The organism is Lentisphaerota bacterium, from assembly GCA_016873675.1.
GTDB lineage: Bacteria > Verrucomicrobiota > Kiritimatiellia > RFP12 > JAAYNR01 > VGWG01.
The window spans coordinates 14,023-39,845 of sequence record VGWG01000002.1; the positions used below are offsets into that span (position 1 = coordinate 14,023).

The 25,823-nt window shown below is 57.0% G+C and carries 23 protein-coding genes; 19 read left to right on the forward strand and 4 right to left on the reverse strand.

The window, feature by feature from the left end:
* Nucleotides 1-7: 7 nt before the first annotated feature.
* On the forward strand, nt 8-1,438 hold the full coding sequence (tilS, locus tag FJ222_00410) for a tRNA lysidine(34) synthetase TilS (GenBank protein MBM4162901.1): 1,431 nt from the start codon (nt 8-10) through the stop codon (nt 1,436-1,438).
* Nucleotides 1,439-1,441: 3 nt separating this feature from the next.
* Here tilS and FJ222_00415 read toward each other — a convergent pair whose 3' ends face one another.
* Nucleotides 1,442-3,205, reverse strand: coding sequence for a hypothetical protein (locus FJ222_00415; GenBank protein MBM4162902.1), 1,764 nt, complete (start codon nt 3,203-3,205; stop codon nt 1,442-1,444).
* Nucleotides 3,206-3,491: 286 nt separating this feature from the next.
* Here FJ222_00415 and FJ222_00420 point away from each other — a divergent pair, with 286 nt between their 5' ends.
* The 3 genes from FJ222_00420 to FJ222_00430 all read left to right on the forward strand — a co-directional run bounded on the left by FJ222_00420 (nt 3,492) and on the right by FJ222_00430 (nt 5,850).
* Nucleotides 3,492-3,833, forward strand: a complete 342-nt coding sequence (locus tag FJ222_00420) for a hypothetical protein (protein ID MBM4162903.1) — start codon at nt 3,492-3,494, stop codon at nt 3,831-3,833.
* Complete coding sequence (locus FJ222_00425; GenBank protein ID MBM4162904.1) at nt 3,830-4,768, forward strand: CBS domain-containing protein; 939 nt, start codon at nt 3,830-3,832, stop codon at nt 4,766-4,768. The genes FJ222_00420 and FJ222_00425 overlap by 4 nt, the downstream gene beginning before the upstream one ends.
* A gap of 230 nt (nt 4,769-4,998) precedes the next feature.
* Complete coding sequence (locus FJ222_00430; GenBank protein MBM4162905.1) at nt 4,999-5,850, forward strand: PHP domain-containing protein; 852 nt, start codon at nt 4,999-5,001, stop codon at nt 5,848-5,850.
* 9 nt (nt 5,851-5,859) lie between these two features.
* Here FJ222_00430 and FJ222_00435 read toward each other — a convergent pair whose 3' ends face one another.
* From FJ222_00435 to FJ222_00445, 3 genes are read right to left on the reverse strand one after another with little or no spacing between them, the layout of a single operon-like run.
* On the reverse strand, nt 5,860-6,405 hold the full coding sequence (locus tag FJ222_00435) for a hypothetical protein (protein ID MBM4162906.1): 546 nt from the start codon (nt 6,403-6,405) through the stop codon (nt 5,860-5,862).
* Nucleotides 6,406-6,431: 26 nt separating this feature from the next.
* Entirely contained in the window at nt 6,432-7,100 is a 669-nt protein-coding gene (locus tag FJ222_00440; protein MBM4162907.1) for a TrkA family potassium uptake protein, read from the reverse strand.
* A gap of 33 nt (nt 7,101-7,133) precedes the next feature.
* On the reverse strand, nt 7,134-8,783 hold the full coding sequence (locus tag FJ222_00445) for a hypothetical protein (GenBank protein MBM4162908.1): 1,650 nt from the start codon (nt 8,781-8,783) through the stop codon (nt 7,134-7,136).
* Between FJ222_00445 and FJ222_00450 the strand changes: the two genes are divergently transcribed.
* The 15 genes from FJ222_00450 to FJ222_00520 all read left to right on the forward strand — a co-directional run bounded on the left by FJ222_00450 (nt 8,707) and on the right by FJ222_00520 (nt 25,700).
* A complete protein-coding gene (locus FJ222_00450) occupies nt 8,707-9,744 on the forward strand; it encodes a glycosyltransferase family 2 protein (protein ID MBM4162909.1) in 1,038 nt (345 codons plus the stop codon). The genes FJ222_00445 and FJ222_00450 overlap by 77 nt on opposite strands.
* Nucleotides 9,745-9,781: 37 nt before the next feature.
* The gene (locus FJ222_00455) at nt 9,782-12,289 is read left to right on the forward strand and encodes a hypothetical protein (protein MBM4162910.1); all 2,508 of its coding nucleotides are present in this window, start codon (nt 9,782-9,784) and stop codon (nt 12,287-12,289) included.
* Nucleotides 12,286-13,662, forward strand: a complete 1,377-nt coding sequence (locus FJ222_00460; GenBank protein MBM4162911.1) for a hypothetical protein — start codon at nt 12,286-12,288, stop codon at nt 13,660-13,662. The genes FJ222_00455 and FJ222_00460 overlap by 4 nt, the downstream gene beginning before the upstream one ends.
* An 89-nt stretch (nt 13,663-13,751) precedes the next feature.
* A complete protein-coding gene (locus tag FJ222_00465) occupies nt 13,752-14,486 on the forward strand; it encodes a hypothetical protein (protein ID MBM4162912.1) in 735 nt (244 codons plus the stop codon).
* Between the two features lie 4 nt (nt 14,487-14,490).
* Nucleotides 14,491-15,531, forward strand: coding sequence for a hypothetical protein (locus FJ222_00470; protein MBM4162913.1), 1,041 nt, complete (start codon nt 14,491-14,493; stop codon nt 15,529-15,531).
* 128 nt (nt 15,532-15,659) lie between these two features.
* Nucleotides 15,660-16,655, forward strand: a complete 996-nt coding sequence (locus FJ222_00475; GenBank protein ID MBM4162914.1) for a glycosyltransferase family 2 protein — start codon at nt 15,660-15,662, stop codon at nt 16,653-16,655.
* A 298-nt stretch (nt 16,656-16,953) separates the two neighbouring features.
* Complete coding sequence (locus FJ222_00480) at nt 16,954-17,499, forward strand: DUF268 domain-containing protein (protein MBM4162915.1); 546 nt, start codon at nt 16,954-16,956, stop codon at nt 17,497-17,499.
* A gap of 49 nt (nt 17,500-17,548) precedes the next feature.
* Nucleotides 17,549-18,913 (forward strand): hypothetical protein, encoded by a 1,365-nt coding sequence (locus FJ222_00485; protein MBM4162916.1) that lies wholly within the window; start codon nt 17,549-17,551, stop codon nt 18,911-18,913.
* A gap of 31 nt (nt 18,914-18,944) precedes the next feature.
* A complete protein-coding gene (locus FJ222_00490; protein MBM4162917.1) occupies nt 18,945-19,853 on the forward strand; it encodes a class I SAM-dependent methyltransferase in 909 nt (302 codons plus the stop codon).
* 20 nt (nt 19,854-19,873) lie between these two features.
* Nucleotides 19,874-20,731: a hypothetical protein gene (locus FJ222_00495; protein ID MBM4162918.1), complete on the forward strand. Its 858-nt coding sequence runs from the start codon at nt 19,874-19,876 to the stop codon at nt 20,729-20,731.
* 134 nt (nt 20,732-20,865) lie between these two features.
* Nucleotides 20,866-21,396, forward strand: a complete 531-nt coding sequence (locus FJ222_00500) for a hypothetical protein (GenBank protein ID MBM4162919.1) — start codon at nt 20,866-20,868, stop codon at nt 21,394-21,396.
* A gap of 10 nt (nt 21,397-21,406) precedes the next feature.
* Nucleotides 21,407-22,315, forward strand: coding sequence for an alpha-1,2-fucosyltransferase (locus FJ222_00505; protein MBM4162920.1), 909 nt, complete (start codon nt 21,407-21,409; stop codon nt 22,313-22,315).
* A gap of 12 nt (nt 22,316-22,327) precedes the next feature.
* Nucleotides 22,328-23,434 carry a glycosyltransferase family 4 protein gene (locus FJ222_00510; protein ID MBM4162921.1) on the forward strand — a complete coding sequence of 369 codons (1,107 nt, stop codon included), beginning with the start codon at nt 22,328-22,330 and terminating at the stop codon, nt 23,432-23,434.
* Nucleotide 23,435: 1 nt separating this feature from the next.
* Nucleotides 23,436-24,458 carry a glycosyltransferase gene (locus FJ222_00515; protein ID MBM4162922.1) on the forward strand — a complete coding sequence of 341 codons (1,023 nt, stop codon included), beginning with the start codon at nt 23,436-23,438 and terminating at the stop codon, nt 24,456-24,458.
* A gap of 60 nt (nt 24,459-24,518) precedes the next feature.
* Nucleotides 24,519-25,700 carry a glycosyltransferase gene (locus FJ222_00520; GenBank protein MBM4162923.1) on the forward strand — a complete coding sequence of 394 codons (1,182 nt, stop codon included), beginning with the start codon at nt 24,519-24,521 and terminating at the stop codon, nt 25,698-25,700.
* The last annotated feature ends 123 nt before the right edge of the window (nt 25,701-25,823 follow it).

The window sequence follows — 25,823 nt, forward strand, 5'->3', positions numbered from 1 at the left end:
TCGCAGAATGCATCGCATGACTAGTCGCAAGAGAGAGTCGGGCTCGGATGTGCCAGAACGCGTGGCTGCGGCGCTCAACGCGGGCAGCCTGCTGGAGGGGGTGCGCCGGCTCGGGGTGGCGGTGTCGGGTGGCGCCGACTCCGTGGCGTTGCTGCATCTGCTGGCTCCGGTGTGCCGTCGGCGGCGCATTGCACTGGTGGCGCTCCACCTGAATCATGGGTTGCGCGGTGCGGCTTCGGATGGTGACGCGGCGTTTGTGCGGGCGTTGGGCGCCAAGTTGGGCATTACCTGTGTGGTCGGGCGTGTGTGCGGGCTGGATGGCACGCGCCCGAAGCGGCGCGGGGCGTGTCAGTCGCTCGAGATGGCGGCCCGTGCGGCGCGGCAGGCGTTCTTTCGGCGGGCGGCAGGCAGGCATCGGCTCGATGCGGTCGCCGTCGCGCATCATCGCGACGACGTGGCCGAGACGGTGTTGCTGCGACTGATGCGGGGCTCCGGAGCGGCCGGGCTGTCGGGGATGCGGCCGAAATCGATGGCGGACGGGCTGGTGGTGATCCGTCCGCTCGCGGGCATTGCCCGCGAGGATTTGCGCGCGTGGCTGAGGCTTCATCACGTGGTCTGGCGCGACGACGCGAGCAACAGCGACACCTCCATTCCGCGCAACCGCGTGCGGCGGTCGGTGTTGCCGCTTCTGGAAGAGGCGTATGGATCCGCAGTCGTCGGTGGGCTTGCCCGGTCGGCGGATTTGTTGCGCGAAGACGATGCGGCGCTGGATGCGCTGGCGGCCGTAGCCCAGACGTCGGCGTGCGTCGGGACAGGATTGAGCGCCGACCGGCTGATGCCGCTGCAAGCGGCGCTGCGCCGGCGGGTGGTGCACCGGTGGCTGCTGGATCGCGGCGGCGCGGAGGCCGCCACATTCGAAACGGTGCGCCGCGTGCTGGAGAATGTCACCGCAGGAAGCCGCCGTTGGCGGCTCACGGCTGGCGGTGGCGTTCGGATCGGCTGTCGGGATGGGGTGGTGTCGTCCGATGCCGACGCCCCGGTGACGGTTAAGCTGGGCCCTCGATTTCTGCGTCGAAACGGCACGGTCAGGGTGGGTGATCTGCGTGTGACAGTGGGGCCGGCGGTTGGCATTGTGCGGGAAGGCGGGCCGGTGGGGCGCTTGCCCGCGCAGTGTACGATCAGCGCCGAAGTGGTGTGCGGCAAGCGGCTGTCGGTGCGCGGCCGCAGGCCGGGTGACCGGATCGCTCCGCTCGGACTGACCGGAAGCCGCAAGGTTCAGGATGTGCTGACCGACGCAAAGATTCCGGCCGGACGGCGCGACACGGTGCCCCTGCTCGTCTGCGGTGGCGAAGTGGTCTGGATTCCGGGCTACCGCGTCGCCGCGCGATTCGCCGTACCCAGCCCCACCGCCCCCGCGCTGCTGATCACTATGGCGTGACCCTTACAGGGCCTCGTCATCGTCCAGATTCTCGTCATCGCCCAGGGCCTCGTCATCGCCCATGTCACCGCCCTCAAAGGCACCCATGCCGGGAGACGGATTAACGGCCTGGAAAATCGCGGTCAAGGAGGTGATTTCCGATGTCGTGATCAGGATGGCCGATTCGGTCTGCCCGCCGGTGATCCACTCGGCCATGACGACGCCATCGCCGGTCGGGAAGGCGGCTGCGGCTTCGGCGGGGACGACGCGGGTCAGAGTCAGTATCGCCTTGGCGATACCGGACAGCGAGAGGCGTCCGATCACAAAGGGAGCGGCCGCCGGCGCAAGCAGTTGGGTGATGCGGTTCGCCTCGACGGAGGGCTTCGCCGGCGTGTCGATCCGGTTGATGACCTGCTCGACCATTTCGGGCGAGCCCATGCCGAAAGCGAGGGTTTTTCCTTTTGCCGCATACTCATAGCCCGGTTCCAGCAGCTTCATCATGGCGCGCATGGGCTTCAGTGCCGCCTGCATGGCTTCATCGAGGTCTTTCGGATCCAGATCAGCGGGCATCTGGGCTCGCATCGTCTTCTTGAAACCCTCCTCGTCGAGCAGGGTCTTGAACGTGTGGATCTTCACACCCTGGTACGTGCGCACGACGGGCTCGGGCATCTTCATTCCGGATTGCCCCACAATGGCGGCGAACACGGGCTTCTTCAGCATCGCCAGTTGATCCGTGAGATACGTCTCGGCCTGAGGCATGCCCATCATGCCCTGAACCAGGATCGCATTCGTGCGGCACGTCGCGGTCAGTGCGAGCGGGGCGCCGATGGAGCGAATCGACATATCGAACAGCTCCGCAATATCCTTTGACTCGACCGAAGCAAGGTTGGGCTGGAGGCGCATCATGGACGTATACAGATCCACGATCTGCTTGCGCAGGGTGGCCGGAAACGTGTAGCTGCCGGCCGCGCAACGGAACAGGGCGTCTCCATCCAGATACGTGAGGTATTCGGGGGTGACGGGTTTGGCCGAGGCGAGCAGGGTCGCGATGTCGGAGTCCTTGGCCGGGATGAGCCGGGAGCGGATGGCGAGGCCTTCGCGCTGCACGGCAATGCCGATCTGCATGGTGTCGATCTGCCCGAGCAACTGGCCATAAAAATCAATGATCGCATCCATGGACTGCTGGGTTTGCTTGGCGTTGGGCATGCCCGATGCGGACAGATCGGCGAAGACCGTCTTGAGGTTGCTGATCATCGGCTTCAGGGCGGAGGGGAAGGCCACCACGCGGATTGTGCCGGGGATGGCGGGGAGCGGCGGCAAAGCGGGAGCGTTCGTGCCCGCGCAGGCTGCGAGATCGGCGGCCTTGGGCGCGAAGAGCACACGGTTGCCGACGACGCGGGCGGCGCCGTCATTAAAAACATAGACCCCGTTGACAGGTTCAGGAAGTTTATCTTCATTGCCGATGATCGCCTGCAGATAGGCCGACGCATTCGTGCCCACCGGGGTGAGTTCCATGATAAAGCCCGTTTTGGCGTTGCCGACGTCAAAGAGGTGCAAGGCCACCGGCTGGTCGGGATTGATCTGGGCGGCTCCGGGGAGCGACATGGTGAGCATCATCGGCATGGCGCCGAGCTGGGGCGCGTTGAAGACTTCGGCGCCCAGAAAAAGCTGCTTTTGCAGAGAGGCGTAGCTCTCGACATAAACGGAACAGATGCGGGTTGCGGCGGATGAGACAAGCGGGAGGATTGCGCAAAGCGCGGTTGTGATGAGACGGGAGATGCGGGACATGGCGACATCCTTTCTTATTGACACATTCCAACGCAGGGTGACCGTGCGCTGTTTGAAAGATTTGTCAGATTCTCGCACGTTTCATCGAAGGCGTCCAGTGCGATTTTTTTAATATTGATCGGTTGCAAGACCGCGTGTCATCCTCTACAATGGCGAATCACACGCTGCTTGAAACGAACCGGCGGGAGGCATGCCGTCCGTTGTGACTATTCTGGAAGTCCCGTTCGGGAGCGGATCAACCGGGACGTGCGGCATGACGCGGAATTGAATAACAGGAGACAGGGCGATGAAACTTGAAGCGGTTGTCGGCGCGCTGGGATGCAAGGTGATTCACCGGGGCGGGAATTTTGATTCCAAGGAAATTCGGCACGTGGTGGCCTCGGATCTGATGAGCGATGTCTTGGTGGTGGACAAGGAGCATTTGCTGCTGGTGACCTCGCTGCCCTCGGATCAGACCATCCGCACGTCGGATATCGTGGGCGCCCACGCCGTGCTGGTGGTGAACAACAAAACCCTCTCGGCCAGCATGGTAACGCTGGCACGCGAGATGGACGTGACGCTGATGCAGTCGTCCCTGTCCAAGTTCGATGCGTGTGTGATGATCGGCAAACTCATGAATCCAACATGAAGGCGATTCCCGTCAGTCCCGAGCAGTCCCCGCTGGTCATACTGGATCTTCTGTTCAAGCTGAAGATCAAGGATGTGATGTCATCGCCGGTGATCACTGCGGCTCGGAAGGATTCGCTGCGCACGGTGCAGCATCTGATGCGCGACAACCGGATCAGCGGCGTGCCGGTGGCTGAACGCGGCCGCCTGTTCGGCATCGCCAGCATCGACGACATCTTCCGGGCGCTGGAGGGCGGCTATATTGATGATCCGGTGGAGCGCCACATGACGACCCAGATGGTGGTGTTGGAGGACGACATGCCGCTTTCCTTCGGCATCTCATATTTTGAGAAATTCAAGTTCGGGCGCTTTCCGGTACTGAACAGGGAGAACCGGCTGGTGGGGATTCTTTCGAGCCGCGATGTGAGCGCCTCGCTGCTGGTGGAACTGCACAACGAGTACCACAAACTGGAAGCCAAGCTGCCGGTCTCGGTGGTCCGGGATGTCAATACGGTGACGCAGCAGTTCCGCGTGGAGCGGTTTGATTTTGAGAACGCGGGAAAAGTGGCGCATGCGATCAAGAAGATCCTGTCGGAGCAGGACTACCCGCCGGGGTTGATCCGGCGGGTGGCGGTGGCCGCCTACGAGATGGAGATCAACTTGGTGGTGCATTCGCTCGGAGGAACCTTCACTTTTCACATGGATCCGCATCAGGTGGAGTTGCTGGCTGCGGACGAGGGGCCCGGAATACCGAATGTAGACCAGGCGATGCAGGAGGGGTTCACCACGGCGAATGAATGGATCAAGTCGCTGGGGTTCGGCGCCGGCATGGGATTGACAAACATTCGGCGCAATGCCGATGAGTTTGACATTCAATCGGCGGTTGGACGAGGGACAACGGCGCGGGCGACCATCCTGTTGCAAACCGGGAAGGACGCGCCGCCCCAGACGCCGTAACGGGGAGGAGTGATGATGAAGGGACTTTCAGTGGCGGCGCTCCGGAGCGTGGAAGGCTGGCGCTGCGTGCAGGACGTCTGTGCCGCCACACAGGTGGAGACGGGGTTCACGTCGGATCTGCTGAGCGATATTATGGCCAACGCGCCGGCACATGCGGCGCTGGTGACCCTGCAGGCGCATCTGAATACGCTGGCCGTGGCCTCGCTGGCGGGGGTTCATGCCGTTATCCTATGCAGCGGGCGCGAGGCGCCACCGGACATGCTGGCAGCGGCGCGCCGGGAAGGCATTCTGCTGCTGCAGACCAACGACAACCAGTACCAGGCATCAATCAAGCTGGAAGCGGCGTTCCGGTCTGTATCCGGCGGCTCATGAAACTGGATATGCACATTCATTCCTGCGTATCGCCCTGTGGCGCGCTGGAGATGTCGCCGTCGGCGATCGCCGCTGCTGCTGCGGCGGCCGGGATGGACGGAATCGCGCTGACCGACCACAACACGGCCTTGAACACGCCGGCCTGCGCCGAGGCGTGCCGCCGTGCGGGGCTGGCGTTTTTGGCGGGGGTGGAAGTCTGCACGGCGGAGGAGGCGCATGTCCTGTGCCTGTTCGACACGGTGGATGTGGCGCTGGCGTTCGGGGCCGAGGTGTATGCGCAATTGCCGCAGGTGCGGAACCGTCCCGAGAAGATGGGGGATCAGGTCTACGTGGATGTCGAGGAGAACATCCTCGGCGAGGTCGAGCTTTACCTGGGAACCGGCTGTGCCTGGCCTCTGACCGAGGTGTGTCACCGTGTGCACGAGCGGGGCGGTCTGTTCATTCCATCGCACGTGACCCGGCCGCATAACAGCCTGCTTTCGCAACTGGGCATGATTCCCGATCTGCCTTACGACGCCCTGGAGGTGACGCCGGGCTATGCGGCGGCTGGCCTCCCGGAATCGGTGTGGCGGCGCTATCCGCGGATGATGGCGTCCGATGCGCACCACCTCCGGGATATCGGCAGGCGGTGTGTGGAGCTTGAGGTGGCCTCGTGCGATGTGAGGCATGTGCGGGAAGCATTGGCGGCCACGCGGCCGGGGCCGACCTGACTCGCGCGTCTACCGGAGTGCGAGCAAGCTGATCGCGAGGATGCCCGCGCCAACCAGCAGCGAGAGGGCGCCACCGGTCAGGCGGAGGGCTGGCGAACGCGCCGCGGCGTGGCAGGCCCTCCGCATGTACCAAGGGTAGAGCATGAAGATCATCCCTTTGATGAGCGCCAGATAGGCGATGACCACCAGCACCAGACGCCAAGACGACGGGTGCGAGCGGCAGACCAGCAGCAGGGGCGCTGGAAAGAGCATCAGAATGCCGCCCCAGGCGCGACAGACAAGCAGATCGTCCATCCAATACCAGCTCAACGGGATGCAGACCAGAACCGCCAGCGGCAGAAAGCGCTTGAACGGATCGAGGAAGCTCAGCGGCATGGCCCACGCCGCCCATCCCGCGCCCACCCAGGCCAGCGCGGCCAGCAGGCGGCCCGCCCAGACGCTGCGGGGAAAGCTTTGCAGGGCGGCGGCGGCGTGGCGGCCGCCAACGAGGAGGAAGACACCGGGGACGGTGAGCAGCGTACCCAGAATGAGTGACCAGTGGAAGGGTGTGGGCATGACAGAACTTTCGTGGTTCGAATGGATCAATTATCGTGAGCCAGATCGTCGATCTTCTTGTCGGACCCGAATACGAGCAGGCGGTCCTCACGCTGAATCCTCTCGTCGCCGTTGGCGATGATGAGCTGGCGGGGGAGACGGGGGTCTTCCGCGAGGCGGCGGATGGCCAGCACGGTGACGCCGTATTTCTGGCGTACGGAGGCCTCGGCCAGGGTCTGGTCGACCAGAAAATCGGGCGCCGCAACCTCGGCGACGCTGATACCGTCGGCGATCTCGAACAGGTCGATCGGATTGCGGGCGAGCAGCGAACGGGCCAGCCGGGCGGCGCGGTCCTTGTTCGGGTAGACCACGATGTCGGCCCCGACCCGCTTGAGCACCTTGCCGTGCATGTCCGAGACGGCTTTGGCGACCACTGTGGGGATGCCCAGTTCCTTGCAGTTGACTGTGGCCATGATGCTGCCCTCGACGTTGCTTCCGATGGCGACAACCACAGTGTCGCAATCCTGGAAGCCGGCGTCGGTCAGCGAGCGGGGATTGGTGGCGTCGCCCTGAACGGCCTTGGTCACGTATTCCGACATCTCCTGAACCGTCTCGCGGTTCTCGTCAATCAGGAGGACCTCGGCCCCCTTCTCCGCGAGCGACCCCGCGAGTGACTGTCCGAAGCGTCCCGCGCCGATGATGCCGATTCGTTTCATGGTGGTATCCCTCGTTGTGTTGGCCTGACCCGTTCAGCCGACGACGACCTCTTCCTCGGGGTAGCTGATCCGCTGGCCGACGTCCTGCGTGCCGATCACCAGCGCCGCTGTCAGCGGCCCGAGTCGGCCGATGAACATGCACAGAATGAGGATCAGCCGGCCGGCCGATGACAGCGTGGGTGTCGTATCGAGCGAAAGCCCGACCGTGCCGAAGGCCGATACGGTCTCAAAAAACAGCCGATCCGATCCGTCGGTGCCGGCGGCGGGTGTTTCGGTGAACAGGAGCAGGCCGAAGAAGAACAAGACCGCGAAAATGCTCAGCGCGAAGATCACGGTCGCCTCACGCACCACCGCCACCGGTATGGTGCGATCATTCAACTGGGTTTCGCGGCGGCCGCGCAGCATCGCCGCAATGGTGAGGATGAGGATGACCAGCGCGGTGATCTTGATGCCTCCGGCTGTCGATCCCGGCGCGCCGCCGATGAACATCAGGGGGATGTGCAAAAAACGTCCGGCGACGGAGAAGGACTCCATCGGCACGACGTTGAACCCCGCCGTCCGGGGGGTCACGGCGCTGAAGATGGCGCTGGTCAGCCGGGTTTCGGGCGACATGCCGGCAAAGGCCGCGTTCCAGTCGGTGGCCAGAAACAGGAGGGTGGACACGAGCAGCAACAACACCGTGGTGGCCAGAACAAGCCGGGTGTGGAGCGATACCCGTCCGCGGGTCTTGCGGTTCCGGCGCCAGAACTTGAACGAACTGAGGTTGTAAATGACCAGAAAACCCAGTCCGCCAAAGACGATGAGCGTGCATATCGTACCCAGATAGACCGGATCGCCTTGAAACGAAATCAGCGAATCGCTGTGGAGCGAAAATCCGGCGTTGCAGTAGGCGCTGACGGCGTGAAAGATCCCGTAGTAGGCGGCCTGTTCACTATCGTGGCCCGCTCCAATGTAGCGCCAGGCGAGAATGGCCGCGCCCGCGCCCTCAAAGAGCAGGGTGAACAGCAGCGAGCGCCGCAGCAGCGATGGCAGGCCGCGGACCTCCTCAATGCCGAATGAGTTGATCAGCACGAACTCGTTCTGCACGCTGAGGCGCCGCCCGACCAGAACGAGCAGAAAAGTGCCCAGCGTCATGATGCCGATGCCGCCGATCTGGATCAAAGCGAGAATGACGATCTGGCCGAAGAACGAGAAATGGGTCCCCGTGTCGACCACCGTCAGCCCGGTTACGCAACAGGCGCTGGTCGCGGTGAACAGGGCCGTCAGCGCATCCGTCCACTGACCCGCGGCCGATGCCCACGGCGTCGCCAGCAAGAGGGTACCCAGCAGAATAGTCCCCGCAAAAGCGCCGGCGATCAGCCACTGGGGCTTCAGGATGACCCGTTTGCGAGCCTTTTTTAGAATATCCTTCATGCTCTGTAGACGCGGATCACGAGGAGAAACGACTCTCCTGCGCGGCCATGTAAACCAACTCCGTCGAAATGCGTGCCGTGAAGTGTGATTAAGATGAGCTGAAAAGTCAAGATATTCAACATTGTCGCGCGATTTGCCTTTATTTTCAGACCAAAGCGGTATATTATGCCAGGCAATCGTGTGGAACCCGGATATGCCTCCAGTCAGCATCAGCTTTGTCATACCCACCTTGAACTCCGCCCAAACCCTGGAGGCGTGCCTGGCTTCCATCCTCGCCCAGCGGGCGCCGCGGGAGACGTACGAGATCGTGATCGCGGATGCCGGCTCCTCTGACGACACGCGCGTGATCGCGCGGCGTCTGGGCGTGGACACGATCGTCGAAAACCTGCTGAAGACCGGCGAGGCCGGCAAGGCCGCGGGAATCAAGGCCTCCTCCGGCGAGCTGATCGCGCTGGTGGACAGCGACAACATACTGCCGGACGCGGCCTGGCTGGAGCGGATGACCGCGCCCTTCCGCGACCGCGACATCGTGGCGTGCGAGCCGCTGGAATACACCGCACGGCGCGGTGATCCGGCCTTGACCCGCTACTTTGCGCTGCTGGGCATGAACGATCCGCTCTGCCTGTTTGTCGGCAACTACGACCGCCGGTGCGCGGTCACCGGCCGGTGGACGGGGCTGGCGGTGCATCAACAGGACCTGGGCGGGTATCTCAAGCTGACGCTGACCGAGGAGACGCTGCCCACGATCGGCGCCAACGGCTTTGTCTTCCGGCGCAGCCTCCTGAGCCATGTGGCGTGGGACCCCTATTTCTTTGACATTGACGTGATGCATCAGGCGGTGCGAGCGGGCTTCCGGCATGTCGCCAAGGTCAAGACCGGCATCGTGCATCTCTACTGCGCCAGCCTCTCCGCATTCGCCCGCAAGCAGCGCCGGCGCATCCGAGACTTTCTGTTCTTCGCCCAGGAGAAGCAGCGTACCTATCCGTGGAATCGCCAGAAGAAGGCGGGCATTGTACGGTTCGTTCTGGCAACCGCCCTCATTCTTCCGTTGGTCTGGCAGGCGTTGGCCGGCTGCCGCCGCCGTCCCGACCGCGCCTGGCTCTACCACCTGCCCGTCTGCTGGATCACCCTCTGGATCTACGGCATCGGCGCCCTGCGCAAGACACTGGGCTTGCCGCAGGCGCCGGTGGCGCGTCACGGCTGGCAAAAGGGGAGAAGCGCGAACGCATGAAGGGCAAAGACGCCGTGTCACAAGATGAGGTGATTTCATGATCAAGCGGAGCAGCTATTTAAAGAGCGAGTGGGGAACGCTTCTCGGGCTGGGGCTGTTTGCCCTTTGCATGAGTTATGTCTTTTTTTCCGTACTGACTGAATATGCAGCTTTGGTTTCAGCGGATTCGGGCCCGTTCTACAATCAGGCGCACGGGACGACGGTGTTGGAGGGGTTGCTGAACGGAGGGGGCTTCACGCCGCAACTTCTGTATTGGCTTGTTCTGCCTCCGCTCTATGTGCATGATTTGACCTATGTGATTGATTCATTGGTTTTGGCGCTGGCAGGCGTCTATTATCTGCGCGGCTGCCGGATCCACCCGCTGGCCGCCTGGTTTGGCGGATTGGCCCTGGGATTGAGCGGCTATACGTTTACGCTGTTTTCGGCGGGTCATCGCGGCTATTTTCACATGTTTTCCTGCGCGGTGTGGGCGTTCGGATTATTGCTTCGCTGTTTTGAAACCAGAAGGCTCTTCTATTTCGCGATGCTGGGTCTGGTCTTTGCCTGGGGTTCGACTTATCAGCCCGACGTTCTGGTGCTGGTGGGCGGTCTGGCGGGCGCGTATGCGATGTGGCTGACCGTCCGGTCGCGGCGTGCGAACGAGGGGTTTTGGAAGACATCGGTTTCCGTCTGGCCCCGGTTCGTGATTTCGGTCCTGGTGCTGGCGTTGGTCGGGTATGGAGGGATTCGGACCGCGCTGACGACTCACATCGCCGGACGTGACGCGCAGATAGCGGGCGTTTCCGTGGAAGCACTGAAGAACAAGCCAGCTCCGGCGGCTCGGACGGAGGCGGATAAGCGCCAGCGCTGGTTTTTTGCCACCAATTGGAGCCTGCCACCGGAGGACATGCTGGAATTCGTCGTGCCCGGGGTGTTTGGCGACGAATCCATGCAGAAGCCCTATCCCTATTGGGGGCGGTTGGGACGTCCGAGCGACGAGGTGTTCCAGAAGGGTCGCATGATGCCGAATTATCGTCAGCATACGGTCTATCTAGGTGTGGTGTCGGTATTGTTTGCGATTTTCGGGGTCATGGCGTGGATCGTCCGAAAAAGGGAGACCCCGCATGCGGCACGCCCTCCGATTCCCGATTCCCGATTCCCGGTTCCCGATCATGCGGATGTCCCGTTCTGGATGGCCGTGTGGGTCATCTGCCTGCTTTTGGCGATGGGGCGCTATACGCCGTTCTACCGGTTGTTCTTTTCCATCCCGTACATGGATTACATTCGCGCACCGGTGAAGTTCCTGCACCTGGTGGAGATTGCGACCGCCCTGCTGGCGGGATTCGGATTGGATCGTTTCATCCGGTCGGATCACGCGGGGGAGCGCCGCAGACTGGTGTGGCTGAGCGGCGGGCTGGCAGGCTTGTTGTTGATCGTTATGCTCGCGATGATGATTGCCAAACCATGGGCCATTCGTCATATCTCCGAATTGGGCCTAGGTCCCGTGGCGCGCGGGTTGGGCGACTATGCGGTGCATAATCTGATCCGCTCCGTTGGCTTTGCCGTGGCCGTCGCCGCTGCGGTTTGGCTGGTATCCCGAAAGGCGGGACGGCAGGCCACGTGGGCGGCCTGCGCGATTCTGATCCTCGCAGTCGTTGACCAGTCTATGGTCGCGCGCCGGTATGTCCGGGTGCTTGATATGAAGCCGTTCTACCACGCGAACAGCGTGGTGCGGACGATTCAGAAGATACAGGATGGCCCCTACGTCGGCATGGTCAATTATGCCACGGCCAACGCCTTCACCGAGGATTGGTTCAGCGCGGCGCTCGCCGTCGGGGGCATCCAGAATCGGGCACCCGCGCCGGGGGAGCAGGAAACTCCCCAGGGCAAGCTGTTCGTGGCACTGCAGCGGGATCCGCTCCGTCTCTGGCAGGTGTTTCGTGTCAACTACGTTGTGGCGACCCGACGGATGTGTGAGCCCTTCCTGCGGTCCGGCGTGTTGACGCCGGTGTTCGATTTTGACCTGGGGCCGGGGTTCGTGCGTCAGGTGCAGCCCCATGAGAAATCGCTCCTCCTGGCGCGGCTGCCGAACGCCCCGTCCGGTCCCCGTTTGCTGACCCGCTGGACGGGCGGTATTCCGGTGGATGAGCAGATTGCCGCGCTCGCCGGCGGAACAAACACTGTCACCGACGCGCCCGCATCACCGGATTCGATGTCGTCTGATGCGGGGACGCTCCGCGTGGCTGCGGTCAGGGGCGTCGGCGGGAGCCTGTCCACGCGCATCCAGGTTTCTGCCAGGGTGGGGAGCCTGCTCGTCTTCGCCGAACGGTTGGCGGATGGACACGAGGTGCTGCTCGACGGAAAACGCGTTACGCGTTACGTGGTGGACGCCCTCTGGCCGGCGATGCTCATCCCGCCGGGAGAGCACACAGTTGTGCTCAGACACAAGCGGGCCTATGCCAGTCCGCTTGTGAGCGGAGCCACGGCGCTGACCATTCTGGCGTGGTGGATCGTCGTCCGGTGCGCGCCCCTCCGTCCGAAGCGAGATACTGGAAATCCGGCATGATAGCCCTCAAGAACAAAATCAAAGCCTGGATGGGCGAGCTGTGGTGGTATTCGATCATCCTGTTCGTTGCCCAGCGCTTCGGCGACGTGCTGAACATTTACATCGGCCTGTGGCTGGTGCCGAAGTACGTCGCGCAAGACCAGCTCGGAGCGCTGCTGCCGCTCACGCAGATCGCGGGTGTGCTGGGCCTGCCCCTGGCCATCATTCTGACGCCATTCAGCAAGTTCATCAACACCTTCGGCGCCAAAGAAGAATATGGCAAGATTAAGGCGCTCCTGCTGGACGTATTGGCGGTGGTGGGGATATCCTCGGTGGTCATCGGCCTTTACACGTGGCACGCGGCTCCCTTGATCTTCGAACGTCTGCGCATCAGCTCCACGCGATTGATCTGGCTCATCTGCGGTATCACGGTCACATCCCTGGTGATACCCCTGATCAACGGCGTCCTATCCTCACTAAAGAGATTTCGACTCCTGAGCATCACCGGATTTGTTTCGACGCCGATCCGCCTGGCGGTCTTGCTGCTTCTATTGCCGATTTCGGGGCTGCTGGGGTATTTTGCTTCCCAACTCGCATTGAATCTAGTGATTTGTTTGATCGCTTGTTGGGGCCTGCGGGGACTCATCTCCCGCGAGATCAAGCGGGAATCCTATTTCTCCCACGGCCGGGAAATGATCGCCTATACGCTGCCATTTGTGATCATGACCGGCGTGGGATCCCTCGCTTCGGCGGTGCAGTATCTGGTCATCCGTCAACGCCTGCCCGATGTGGAATCGGCCGCTTTCTACTTCTGCTCCCGATTCGCGGAGGTACCCAACATGATCTGGGCCTCCATAGGCACGGTCTTCTTTCCTCACATATCGGATGCGTTTGAGAAAGGCAAGAGCACGCAACGCATGCTCATTAACGTTCTGGCCATCAGCGTGGTCGGCGGGGGCATCATCGCCTTGCTGCTCGGCGTCAGCATGGGATGGGTGTTCGCTCAGGTCGGTTCATGGGCGGTGTACCGGCCCTATGCCTATTTGACGGGTTGGCTCGCCCTGACCAATGTTTTTCGCATCGGATACACCATCTTTGTGATCCATGAGATTGCCTGCCGCCGTTTTGGTTTTCTTTTCTATTCGGTGCCGCTGGCCCTCGTTGAGGCGCTGATCCTGGTCGCGCTGACCGGATACGGCTTCTTCACGCCTTACCTGCCAGGATCGTGGGTCGAATGGATGGGATCGCTTCGGGCCGCGCGCATCGCGTTCATTGTCTGGGTGATGCTGGCGTCGGCACTCGCTCAATTTATTGGTATTCTTGTTCAGTTTATGCGTGAAAATAGCGGGAACTTGTGTTGCACCGACGGACAGCGGATAGGAGTGTCTTTGTGAATCCATTGACCAAATTGGGGTTGGATGTGCTCGCGCTCGGAAACGTGTACCCCACTTTTCTGACGGACAAGACCACCGTTCAAGCGTTCATGCGAAGGCTGCATCCTGTTTCGACGGACAAGCCTCTGATTCGCATGGGGCCGGCAGGTGACGGCGGCTATCTGGTTCCGGACGATCTGGCGGGGATCGAGGCCTGTTTCTCGCCGGGTGTGGCGTCCTCTTCAGGATTTGAAAAGGACTGCGCCGATCTCGGGATGAAGGTGTTCCTCGCGGATCGGTCGGTTGACCAGCCCGCCGAGATGCACGAGCAGTTCTTTTTCACCAAAAAGTACATCGGCGTAACAACAAACGAAGACTTTATGACGCTGGATGACTGGGTCGATGCATCATTGCCAGGCTCACAAACCGATCTGCTCCTGCAAATCGACATCGAGGGCTATGAATATGAGGTGTTTCTGGCCCTGTCAGACCGCTTGATGCACAGGTTCAGGATCATCGTGGTGGAGTTTCATGCCATGGGACAGATTTTTAATCTGCCTTTTTTTCGATTGGCCTCTCGCGCGTTCGATAAAATCCTGCAGAGCCACACCTGTGTGCACATCCATCCCAACAGTTGTTGTGAGCCTTTGAATATTCGAGGATTTGTCATTCCATCGGTGGCCGAGTTTACCTTTCTGCGGAAGGACCGGATATCCAATCCTTCGTATGCCCGCACGTTCCCGCATCCATTGGATGCGAATAATACGGACAAGCCCACTTTTCCATTGCCACAATGCTGGTACAGTAACGCGCCGATGAATAGCAATCCGAATCTCGGAAAGTAACTTCATGGATACTCCACGTCCCATCATTGCAATCAATTATTACTTCAACGCCGAGGAACTGAACAACCGCATCTTTGCATCGGATTGCAGGTCGGCTAAGGCGGTTGGATTGAAGGCTTTTCGTACATTTATGGGCAAAAGAGACGTGGAGGTTGTCACGCTCGACACGGTGGACTTTCACGATGCGAACGTAAAGTATGTTCTTTACTTCGAATACAATTGGCGTATGTTGAAGCGCGATCCGTTCTTGGACAAGATACCCTATCAGAAACGCGCATTGGTCTTGTTGGAGCCTGCTAATGTCAATCCATCCATGTACTATACCGATTTTTTGCGCAAGCGATTTCATGTGGTGTTCACATGGGACTTGAAACTGCTCGCCAAGCATCCGCGCTATGCACAGATCAACGTCCCGGTCGGAGCGGAGCCTCGATCTTATCGTTGCAACCGATTTCGTGATTACTCGTTTAGCAACAAGAAACTTCTGGTTGCCGTCAGCGCCAATCGTGGCGGATACATGCCGCAATCCATTCACAGCTATAACGCCCGGCGAAAGGCCTATCGGTTCTTCGAAAAATACTATCCAGCACATTTTGATTTGTATGGCCTTTGGTGGGATCAACCGCGAAACATTTTTGAAAAACGGTTTGGATATTCGCCGTTTCGAAATTGGCGAGGAACGATTTCAGGATCATGGGACGAGAAAGTCAATGTGATCGCCAAATACAAGTTTGCTCTTTGTTTTGAAAACAACGTATCCCAGGATGGGTACATTAGTGAAAAAATCATTGACTGTTTCTGCGCCCGCTGCGTGCCCGTGTATTACGGTTCAACTATAACTGATCAACGGATACCCAGAGACACCTACGTTGACTTTCGTGATTTTCCTGATCTTGAAACGCTTGCCCGTTTTCTCAACGAGGTTGACGAGGAACGTCACCAACAATACATCGAGGCCATTGACCGATTTATGATCAGTGTACAATCGGACTTCTTTTCTACGGATCATTTTCATCAGGTTATTGCTGATCGACTGATCGGTTGATGGTCTTCGGATTTCATTGATAAAACCTGTTTAAGAGTATAACAACCTGTTGTATTATTAGTCACAAGGGATGCGTTACAGGTCAACAAACGAACACAACATAAATTAGCGTGCCACATGGGAGAGCTATGAGCAGAATCAGAGTCACCGTCGGTATACCCACCTATAATCGGGTTCAGGAACTGTCTTTCTTAATGGATAGCGTGCTGTCGCAAATGCGTGATCGCTTCCAGGGACAAATCGAGATACTCGTGGCAGACGATATGTCAACTGACACGACACGTGCGGTCGTGCAGGAATATGCAGACAGATATCCTGACATGATATCCTATCGCTATAACGAAAAGAATCTGGGGTATTCGCGTAATGTAGATTCCGTGATCTGCAACGCAAAAGGGGAGTTTGTATTACTGATGGGGGATGATGACGCCCTTGAGGAGAATGCGCTTTCGACCCTGTGGGATATTCTGGACAGTCATGATGATCTGGGGGTGGTGATTCTGGGGGAAACGCCGTACGACCCCCAGCTAAAAGCGCCTCTGGCAGATCCGGAAAAACAGTTGAATAAGGCGGGAGGAGTACTCTATCGTCCGGGCCTCGATTATGTGCGGGAAAGGCGCAGATTCACCCCGGCATTAATATCAGGGTGTGTGCTGAAGCGCGATGCGTGGCTCCAATCTGGCGCCTCTGATTTCTACGACACTATTTCTATCCATATTCTATGTGCCATGCGCATTCTTCTCACGCACGCGCTTTATTTCTCAAATGTTCCCGCGATCAAATACAGGACCAGCGGAGTCGGCGGGGATGTCTGGACGAAAGACAGCATCTACCCGTTCGCCTTTGATCTTGGTTATCTTGTTGGGTGTCGGGGTATTCAAGCGACTTACCCTGCAAAATTACACCGGTATTTGCATCGACAGGCGATGCGATCAATCGTTTATCTCATCATGCGGCAGAAATCAACACAAGGTCCCATCCATGTGCGCCTCCTGCGTATGCGTTTGCAGGAGTTGGCGGACAAGCGGGATCCCCTCACATGGTTGGCGTTCCTGCTCTTGCGCTTGCCTCGTTGGTTAATCCGTATTTTGATGGTGTTAAGCATGAAAGCTCGGCACTCTTAATGGTATAGAGAGTCCTATTTGAACGGGAAGGCGTAATTCGTCTATGAGAACCATCGACTCATTCCGGCATTATGCGTGGATAACAAGTCAAATGCTTGGAATCTCACCGCGTTCCCTTGTGCATTCGATAAAAGGGTTGCCGACATTTCTGAATAATCGACAAAGGTTCTTGAAGCAATATCGGAGCGCCAGATCCGACTTTGCATGGGGGCATACGTATCCGTGTCTTGAGGATCGCTATCTAGCGAGTGGAGCGGCGAGTGGACACTATTTTCATCAAGATTTGCTTGTTGCTCAAATGATCGCTCTTAACACGCCCATTAAGCACGTCGATATAGGATCCCGGGTCGATGGTTTTGTTGCACATGTAGCATCATTTCGAGAAATCGAGGTTATGGATATTCGAAAGCAGGACAAACAAATAAGGAACATTATTTTTAAACAAGCCGACCTCATGGATATGAATTTTAGCACTATTGATTACTGCGACTCCGTCTCTGCATTGCACAGTCTCGAACATTTTGGCCTTGGTCGGTACGGAGACACGGTGAATAGCGATGGGCATCTCGTTGGTTTTAATAATATATTCCGAATCCTCAAGCGCGGAGGACGATTCTACTTTTCCGTCCCAATCGGACGGTCGCGAATAGAGTTTAATGCTCATCGTGTGTTCTCATTGCAATACTTGCTGGATATTATTAATCCGTATTACACAATCAATAGTTATTCGTATGTCAACGATATCGGGGAATTAGTTGAAAATTTGCCATTAACTGGGTCGGCTATCACCACGAATTGCGGATGCCACTGGGGGTGTGGCATATTTGAACTGATCAAGCGGTAGTGCATAACGAACACCAACGTCAATCTATCTTTATATAGTGACAATCACCATGGATAATGCCTACATAAAGCTTCATCCGATTCCCGATGTGAAACAGCGCTGTCCTTTTTGCGGATTGGGGCTGCGTGTGATAGGTTGGTGCATGCCAGGCATGTGGACCATGGCTGACATGCGTTGTGATAAATGCACTCAATCTTTTTGGGGAGACCTTCCGGTCGGGCATGCGCTATATGCGCCGTTGATATTGGAACAAACATCTGGGGATGTCTTCTCCCGAACAGTCGGACTGGATATTCCGTTACGCGATTCCTATGCCAATCCGTCGTCGGAGAAAGTTGCGTTTACGGTTGAAGAATTTCGACTTGCGAAGAAACCTGTGCTTCTGAACTGTTTAGATTTCTTGTACGGGCACTCCCTGCTTAAACTCCTCAATGCCCAAGGAGTTATGGATGCACATCCATATTTGGATTTAATCGTATTGGTTCCACCCATGTTACGGTGGATGGTTCCAGACGGCGTTGCCGCGATCTGGACGATTGCATTGCCCCTTCGACGGGGAACAGAATGGAATACGTGGATTGGGGCTGAAATAAGCAGACGCATTACTCCATACCAAGAGGCATGGATCAGTGTTGCGTACCCGCATCACCCATGTTGTGATATTAGCCGATTTACGAAGCAGAGACCCTTTCCTCGTAACGAATGGCCGCTACGATTGAATTCCCCTCGCATCACATTTGTTTGGCGGGAGGAGAGCAGTCGTATGTGGGTCCGCTCGAATCGCTTTTCTTGGCATTGGAATGTCCTTAAAGAACAATTGCATCGTTGCATAAGGAATACGGAGACTTCAACGAAAGAGGACGGGGTTGCAAAGTTATCGGCAAATCACGAAGTTCACTACTTGCAACGATTGATGCGGATATATTTTAAACTGCGCCGTATAACGCTTACGCGATGGGAAATATGGCGACAGCGTCAGCAGATGATTCGAACCTTCCGATTGATTCGGCAAAAATTTCCCGCAGCGCGATTCTCGGTTGTCGGTTTCGCGAAGCCGGAGTCTCTCCCCCATTGGATAGAGGATTTGCGAGTATCACGGATGGATAATGCAACCGAACGAATTTGGTGCCTTGCGTATGCAGATAGTCATGTCGTCATCGGCACGCACGGATCAAATATGATTCTACCAACAGCGCATGCAGGATCGGCAATTATTCTCATGCCTGCTGATCGGTGGGGCGTTTTTTTACAGGACACACTTGTTGATGCCATGGATCCTAGAGATGCTCTGTTTCACTACCGCTCTTTACCCTGCTCGGTGGCTCCCGAAGATGTCGCAAATAATGTTGTTTTTTTGTTGAATCATCAACCATATTTTTGGGCTACCAATCATGCTCGACGTCTGAATCGCTGACAGATGTCTGACGCTTTCTACAGGATACGATATGCTTGTACAGAAGATACAACGCGCTATTCAATTGCTCAAGAAGCAAGGATTGGTTCTGACCGCTGAGATGATATATCGATGGGTCTTTCCAGATCGACTCCGATATTTATCCAGCTGCGAACATTTGTTTAAGTTGAAGGACGGTCTAGAAATTGGTGGTCCCAGCGGCATTTTTTCTGGCAAAGGGTGCATTCCGGTATATTCGCTTGCCCGTAATATTGATAACTGTAATTTTGGTCCATGCACGCTTTGGGAAAGCGGTATAAGGGAAGGGCCTTTTTTTTGTTTTAATAAACGAATGGCACCCGGGCAGCAGTATATCGCAGAAGCCTGCGATCTGCGATTTGCGCCTGACAACACATATGACTTCGTGATTTCATCTCATTGCATTGAGCATTTGGCAAATCCTTTGCGGAGTATCAGAGAATGGATTCGTGTAACTAAAAATGGCGGTATTCTTGCTTTGGTGATACCCCATAAAGATAAAACCTGTGATCACGATAGACCTGTCACATCTTTAGATCATTTAATTCATGACTTTCAAGATAACGTGGATGAGACGGATATGACTCATTCGGCTGAGATTCTGGAACTCCATGATAGGGGAGGTGATTCACGTGATGCAGACAAGGCGGCTTTACATCAGAGAGTGTTCAGCAACCATGAGTGCCGATGGATGCATCATCATGTCTTTGACACACAGGCATCGATCGAAATGGTCAATTACATGAAATTGCAAATTCTGAATGTGGAGCTTTTCGATCCTTTTCACATTGTTATTCTGGCACGAAAAGATATGGATCCAAGCGTTGTTAACAACGAACGATATCTGAAGAACCCGGCCGGATGGGTATGGTATGATCCGCCTCTTTTTAAATGGATTAGGCATAAACGAATATCAAAATAATCTACTGTCGGGATTTCAGGATGAATGAAAGCGCGAATAGCGATCCGGTACTGGCGTGGCAGGTGCGCAACCTTCCCGCCTTGAAGAGCCTTTCTTTCACGTCGCCCTGCAGTCCTGATGTGACGATGCTCACGCATTGGCTGTGGGGAGATGATCGGTTTGATTCACTTCTTGACAGCTTGTTGGCGGCGATTCTGATGGCGTGGAGTAATTGCGGACGTCTTCCGGTTGTGCTTGTGGTCAATCGCGTGACTCCGCGTTTGGAGAAGCTGGCGACCGAATGGGGAATCCGCCTGATGATCGAGCCAACCATGCGGGGGGGAGGTGGAAATGTGCGCGATCTCAACCGGGATGCCATACTGAACCTCCACAATCGCTTTGATACAGACTTTGTGCTGACGTTTCAGAATCACGCCTTTCCCTTGCGGCCCACGCTTCTGGACTTTGTCGGAAAGTATGATTACATTGGCGCGCCATGGGCGTTCGGCAAGGATGATTGGATCACCCGGTGGATGCTCCGGCACCGGCACGATGTCGGCAATGGCGCCTTTACCCTTCGATCACGGAAGCTTTGCGAGACCACCGCTTTTTATTTCCGAAAATACCGTTATTTTCCCCATTGTTACCTGTTTAATGACGACTACTTCATCTGTAAGACCCTGCCGTCATGGGAGAGCGCGTACCGGGAGACCATTCATATTGCCTCACCTGAAGCGGCTGCCGCTTTTTCGCTGGAGGACAATATGGAGATTCATTCCCGTCTGAACGCCACGCCTTTCGGCTTTCACGGGTGCTCGGCTTTTCGGCATCTGTTATCCGAGAACCAAATCGGGGCGATCGAAGACCCGTCAATTGTGCGCAGGGAGACAGGCGTATGAAAGAGCAACTCAAGGAATGGCTGGCGACAACTCCGTTCTTCTGGCCCGTGTATGCCCTCCATTATCGGGTTTTTCATTGGTTCTGCCTCAGGCGCTGGAGAAGGGCTGGTTGTCCCACGCCGCCACCCTATCCCGTGAAGCAGCAACTGCTCAGAGCCTGTGCCCGGAAGTACGGGCTCCAGATCCTGATCGAGACCGGCACCTGCCATGGTGACACGCTGGCCGCGCTGCGCGATGTGTTTGAGCACCTGTATTCGATCGAGCTGTGCAAACCGTACTTTGAACTCGTGAAAAAACGCTTCAACCGGATGCCTCATGTCCATCTTGTGTTGGGTGACAGTGCGACGGAATTGAAAGGGATCCTTGACCAGGTGCGCCCGCTGAAGCGCCGTCTGCTCTTCTGGTTGGACGGACATTACTCGGGGGCTGACAGCGCCAAAGGTGAGGTGGAAACGCCGATTTTTCAGGAACTCGATCATATTCTCGGGGATGAACAGACGCTGTCGGCGGTCATTGCGATTGATGATGCCAGGGAATTCGGCGGAAACCCGAACTATCCGTCAATGGATGAGTTGGTTGCCTTCGTTAAGAGACGCAGAAATGTCGTGACCGTCTCGGTCCATACGGATATCATTTGGATTACTCCTCCGGGACTGAACCTGTGAGGATTGGCTTATGAAAACACTTGTCGTCCGTGTCAGTGGCGGTCTTGGCAACCAGATGTTTGAATATGCGCTCGGTCTTGCAGTCTCGCAGCGTACCGGACGTGTGCTTCGTCTGGATCTGACAGACTTCCTTGTGTTCAGAAGCGGCCGGACGTATCAGTTGGATCAATTCTGCGGCCCGCGTGCAACGAGACGGTGGGGGACCGTCCAAACGGGGCTTTTTCTGGCTGCCTGGATCATCGGGAAGCGGATCAGCATGGGCCTGGCGACAGCGTTGTTCCGTATTCTCAATGTGTGCGTCATTCAGACCGATCAGCTCTTTCATGTTGACCCCGGTTTTATGAACGCGCTCTTGGCTGGAACCAACGCGACGCTGTGCATTGCCGGTTGCTACGGGGTTCTCCCGTATCTGGCGGATGCGACGGATGCTATTCGTGAGGCGTTTACGTTGACGAGTGAACTGTCCGGCCCCAACAAAACCTATTACGAACGGTTCTCCAACACCGCATCCTCAGTCTCGATTCATATCCGGCGGACGGACTATTTGAGCGCAAACAATGGCGCGCCGGTTCTGGATTTCACCTATTATGCGCGGGCGATCCACACGATCCGGCAGCGCGTAGAGGACCCGCTGTGGGTCATCTTCTCGGACGACATACCCTGGTGCAGGAACGCTTTTGCCGATCTGTCCAACGTGGTCTACGTTGAAGGGAATGCAGACGCTCCGTGGTGCGATATGCATCTCATTTCAGCCTGCCGCCATCACATCATCGCCAACAGCACGTTCTCCTGGTGGGGGGCGTTTTTGAGCCGCGCCCCGTCTGGCATAACCGTCTATCCCCAAACGTGGTTCCGGGGACAGCCGACAACTGCGGACATGGTCAATCCAACGTGGATGCCGGTCGCTTCTTCTGAATGAGGACACGGGACAATGCCCTGGACAAGCCGATATAGCCGGATATTCACCTACGGCAGTTCGCAGTTCTGCGGACACATCGAGGCCTATTGGGCGGCTCATACGGAGGACCTGCTGGTCTATGTGGTTGAGCCGCGCATCTCACCACATCAGAACGTCATTCGGATCTATCACCGGGGAGCCCTTGTTCGCGAATACCCCGTGCGGTCATCCCGGTGGGTCGTCGGTTATTATTCCTGGTGGTACATGAACCACCTGCGAGCCCTGCTTCGTTTTGCGAAGCATCCGAATCAAACGCTCGTGCTGGGATCTCATCCGATTGCTTTCGTGGGCATGTCGCTCATCAAATGGATTCGACCGGTGGTTTATGCCTATTGGATCGGGGACTATTTCACCGATACACGGCGCATCGTCGTCTGGTTTGAGCGTGTCAAGAAGTGCTATCACGACCGGGTTTCCTTTGCGTTCTATTTGAGTGATTCGATCAATCGGGTGATGAACGGACACGTTGCTGCGTGCCCGTCCCGTCGAACGGTGATGTGGGGGCTCAAGGCTTACCCCGATCAGGCGGCGCCTCCGCCGGCCCCGTTTACGCTCTTGTTCGTCGGGTTGATCCGGCCGGGTCAGGGGATTGAGGCGATCCTTGATTTTCTTGCGACACATGAGGGATTCCGGTTGAACCTGATCGGGGTCGGCCAGCCTGTATTTGTCAAACAGCTTCAGGAGTGGATCACGAAGCAACAGCTCGGCAACAAGGTCTTTTTTCCCAATCGGTTTTATTCTGAAGAGGAACTGGTCTCGGTTGCGCGCACGTGCCACGTTGGGGTTGCGCTTTACGATCATTCTCCCGGTAACTTTTCGCATTATGCGGATCCCGGAAAGGTGAAGGCCTATGCCGAGATGCACTTGCCGGTGCTGATCACACGGGTATCGGATATAGTGCCTTTTGTGGAGCGGTTCGGAAGCGGGGAGGTTATCGGGGCTGTTGACGAGATACAGACCGCTCTGGAAAGGATGCAGAATCATTACTTGCGGTATCAGGAAGGTGTTCGGCATTTCATATCGTGCTTTGAGTACGAGCGTTATTATCAGGAAGCATTTGTCGTGTTGGAGAACATTTGAGATGGGGACCTCGCAATATCTTCCAGTCGGTGTCGTCGTTGGGATGAGAAACTCGGCGACAACGATAGTGGCGTGCTTGAAAGGATTGATCTCGCAGACGTATCCCATTGCTGAAATTGTTGTCGTTGACAATGTTTCAACAGACGCGTCGGCCGGTCTCGTCGAAGACTTTGCGAAATCGAGTCCGGTTGCTGTGCGTCTGATCCGGCAGTCCGTGAACGGCGGATTGACATCAAGTTACAATCTGGGGGCCGAGATCGTGACAGCGTCATTGCTGGTGTTTGTGCACTCCGACAGCATGTTGCCTTCGCCGCAGGAGATTGAACGCTTGGTCGAGCCGCTTCTCTCTGATCCGCAGGTGGTCGCCGCCTATTCTGTCTTGTTAATGCCTGAAGAAGTATGGGAGCGCTTTCCTTTCTGGCAGAAATATTTATTTGCCCGTATGGCATTGATCGAGAAACCCTGCATGTGCGGCAAATTTGACTGCATTCGCAAAGAGGCTTATCTGAAGGTGGGCGGGCACAACGTCAAAAGGTTTACTGCAACTTGTGGGTACGGTGGGGAGGATTCGGACCTCAATGCGCGGTTGAAAAAGGTCGGCAAGATCGTTGGGTCCTCGGCACGTGTCGTTCACCTCCATGATCTGGGGCCCGGGTATAGGCTGGGGGCCCTCTTCAAGACACGAAAAATGCTGGCGCGTACCTATGGAAAGATATTGGTTTTTGAGGGTCTGCGTCCCCTGACGGGCAAGGTGCCTTTGCTGATCAAGCCTGCGCTGGCTGTGTTGCCTTTGGTTCCGCATCTGTTTGTGGAAGGTTGTATTATCTTCTTCATTTTTTCATTGGTTTATTCCAGACGGATGTTTACCACGCGATGTACCCTGATGAATTGGCGTATTCTCTTGGTTCCGGTCATTGATGTTGCGTTGATATACCATGAGACGTTCTGGTTCATCGAGGGGCTTCTGACGCCATCGGCTGACGCGCGTGCAAGCTCACCAAGTCGCTCGAAAAGAGATGCGTGAGTATGCGGTGTTCCTGCTGGCGGGTTTATCGTTTGGAGCCTATAATGTGATCTCATCTGGATGTTTGAATGGAAAGGGTCGGAACGGATTGTGACGGCCGAACAAATACAAAAAGGAAAAGTCGTCATCTTTTCTCACTATGCGACGACGGGCGCATGTGAAGAATTGCGGGATTGGCTTGTTGGCATGCGGGTCCGCGAGCTCGCATATGTGGCTTTTCCGTTTGGTCCTAACCCTGACCGCTTTATTCGGACCGATGTTTATCGGGACGGTCGGTTGTTCAAGACCACCCGTTCGCTGTTTAGAATCCGGCTGCCGGAACCGCTTGCTTACGCCAAAGACTTTCTGTATGCGATCACTTACGCCATGCGAGTGGGATGCGGCGCTGACCTGCTGGTGGCCGGGGATAACCTCCTTTCGTTGGCTGGATGTCTGGCAAGTCGCATAGCTCGAATCAAGCGTGTCGCCTATTACATGATTGATTATACGCCAGTGCGCTATGCCAATCGGTTATTGAATGGTTTGTATTACTGGGTGGATCGACAAGCCGCCTGCCGGGCGGATGTCGTCTGGCCGTTGACAGAGGAAATGATTCAGGGTCGTTTCAATGCCGGCCGGCTCGACCGGCGGCGTGTCCGGTGGTATGTTGTTCCCTATGGCTGTCATGCCGTCAGTAGCGCATCGTATGATGTTCGAAACGTGGTTTACATGGGTGATATTGTGCAAAGCAAAGGGGCTGATCTATTCATACCCTTTGCCAACGCTTTGCGACGCATGGTTCCCGCTTTCCGCTTCACGATCATCGGCGGAGGCCGGGATCTCGCGGGTTTGAAGGCGGAAGCCGAACGGGCGGGTCTGCGCGATCAGGTGACTTTTCATGGCTTTCTGGCAGCCATTGGCGATGTCGTGGCGTTGGTGGCCCGGGGCGGTGTGGCGATCGCTCCGTATGACCCCTCCGATGCCAACAGCTTTACGTTTTATTCAGATCCTGGAAAGGTCAAGGTTTACCTCGGATGCGGACTGCCTGTTGTGTTGACGGACGTCCCGCCCATCGCACGGGTGATTGCACGCGAAGGTGCCGGGCGGATCGCGCGGTATGATGCCACGGATCTGGCCGAGACGGTTGCCTCGGTGATGCGCTCGGCCGAATACTCCGCAATTCGAGCTCGCGCGTCTGCCATGGGCCACGAATATGAGTGGAGACGAATCTTTGAAAATGCGTTTGACCAATTAAACGCCTAGGAGAGAGTCGAATATGAACAGGCGCAAAACTAGCCGCTTTCGGCGATTTGCAAAATCAGCGTGTGTGTGGATGCTGGCCTTCGGTTTCAACCCCGCTGCCTGGCGGTATGCGTTTCGCGGATT

Coding starts and splice junctions, on each gene's coding strand:
- tilS (MBM4162901.1), top strand. CDS start 8: ATGCATCGCATGACTAGTCGCAAGAGAGAGTCGGGCTCGGATGTGCCA.
- FJ222_00415 (MBM4162902.1), bottom strand. CDS start 3,205: ATGTCCCGCATCTCCCGTCTCATCACAACCGCGCTTTGCGCAATCCTC.
- FJ222_00420 (MBM4162903.1), top strand. CDS start 3,492: ATGAAACTTGAAGCGGTTGTCGGCGCGCTGGGATGCAAGGTGATTCAC.
- FJ222_00425 (MBM4162904.1), top strand. CDS start 3,830: ATGAAGGCGATTCCCGTCAGTCCCGAGCAGTCCCCGCTGGTCATACTG.
- FJ222_00430 (MBM4162905.1), top strand. CDS start 4,999: ATGCAGCGGGCGCGAGGCGCCACCGGACATGCTGGCAGCGGCGCGCCG.
- FJ222_00435 (MBM4162906.1), bottom strand. CDS start 6,405: ATGCCCACACCCTTCCACTGGTCACTCATTCTGGGTACGCTGCTCACC.
- FJ222_00440 (MBM4162907.1), bottom strand. CDS start 7,100: ATGAAACGAATCGGCATCATCGGCGCGGGACGCTTCGGACAGTCACTC.
- FJ222_00450 (MBM4162909.1), top strand. CDS start 8,707: ATGCCTCCAGTCAGCATCAGCTTTGTCATACCCACCTTGAACTCCGCC.
- FJ222_00445 (MBM4162908.1), bottom strand. CDS start 8,783: ATGGAAGCCAGGCACGCCTCCAGGGTTTGGGCGGAGTTCAAGGTGGGT.
- FJ222_00455 (MBM4162910.1), top strand. CDS start 9,782: ATGATCAAGCGGAGCAGCTATTTAAAGAGCGAGTGGGGAACGCTTCTC.
- FJ222_00460 (MBM4162911.1), top strand. CDS start 12,286: ATGATAGCCCTCAAGAACAAAATCAAAGCCTGGATGGGCGAGCTGTGG.
- FJ222_00465 (MBM4162912.1), top strand. CDS start 13,752: ATGCGAAGGCTGCATCCTGTTTCGACGGACAAGCCTCTGATTCGCATG.
- FJ222_00470 (MBM4162913.1), top strand. CDS start 14,491: ATGGATACTCCACGTCCCATCATTGCAATCAATTATTACTTCAACGCC.
- FJ222_00475 (MBM4162914.1), top strand. CDS start 15,660: ATGAGCAGAATCAGAGTCACCGTCGGTATACCCACCTATAATCGGGTT.
- FJ222_00480 (MBM4162915.1), top strand. CDS start 16,954: ATGATCGCTCTTAACACGCCCATTAAGCACGTCGATATAGGATCCCGG.
- FJ222_00485 (MBM4162916.1), top strand. CDS start 17,549: ATGGATAATGCCTACATAAAGCTTCATCCGATTCCCGATGTGAAACAG.
- FJ222_00490 (MBM4162917.1), top strand. CDS start 18,945: ATGCTTGTACAGAAGATACAACGCGCTATTCAATTGCTCAAGAAGCAA.
- FJ222_00495 (MBM4162918.1), top strand. CDS start 19,874: ATGAATGAAAGCGCGAATAGCGATCCGGTACTGGCGTGGCAGGTGCGC.
- FJ222_00505 (MBM4162920.1), top strand. CDS start 21,407: ATGAAAACACTTGTCGTCCGTGTCAGTGGCGGTCTTGGCAACCAGATG.
- FJ222_00510 (MBM4162921.1), top strand. CDS start 22,328: ATGCCCTGGACAAGCCGATATAGCCGGATATTCACCTACGGCAGTTCG.
- FJ222_00515 (MBM4162922.1), top strand. CDS start 23,436: ATGGGGACCTCGCAATATCTTCCAGTCGGTGTCGTCGTTGGGATGAGA.
- FJ222_00520 (MBM4162923.1), top strand. CDS start 24,519: ATGTTTGAATGGAAAGGGTCGGAACGGATTGTGACGGCCGAACAAATA.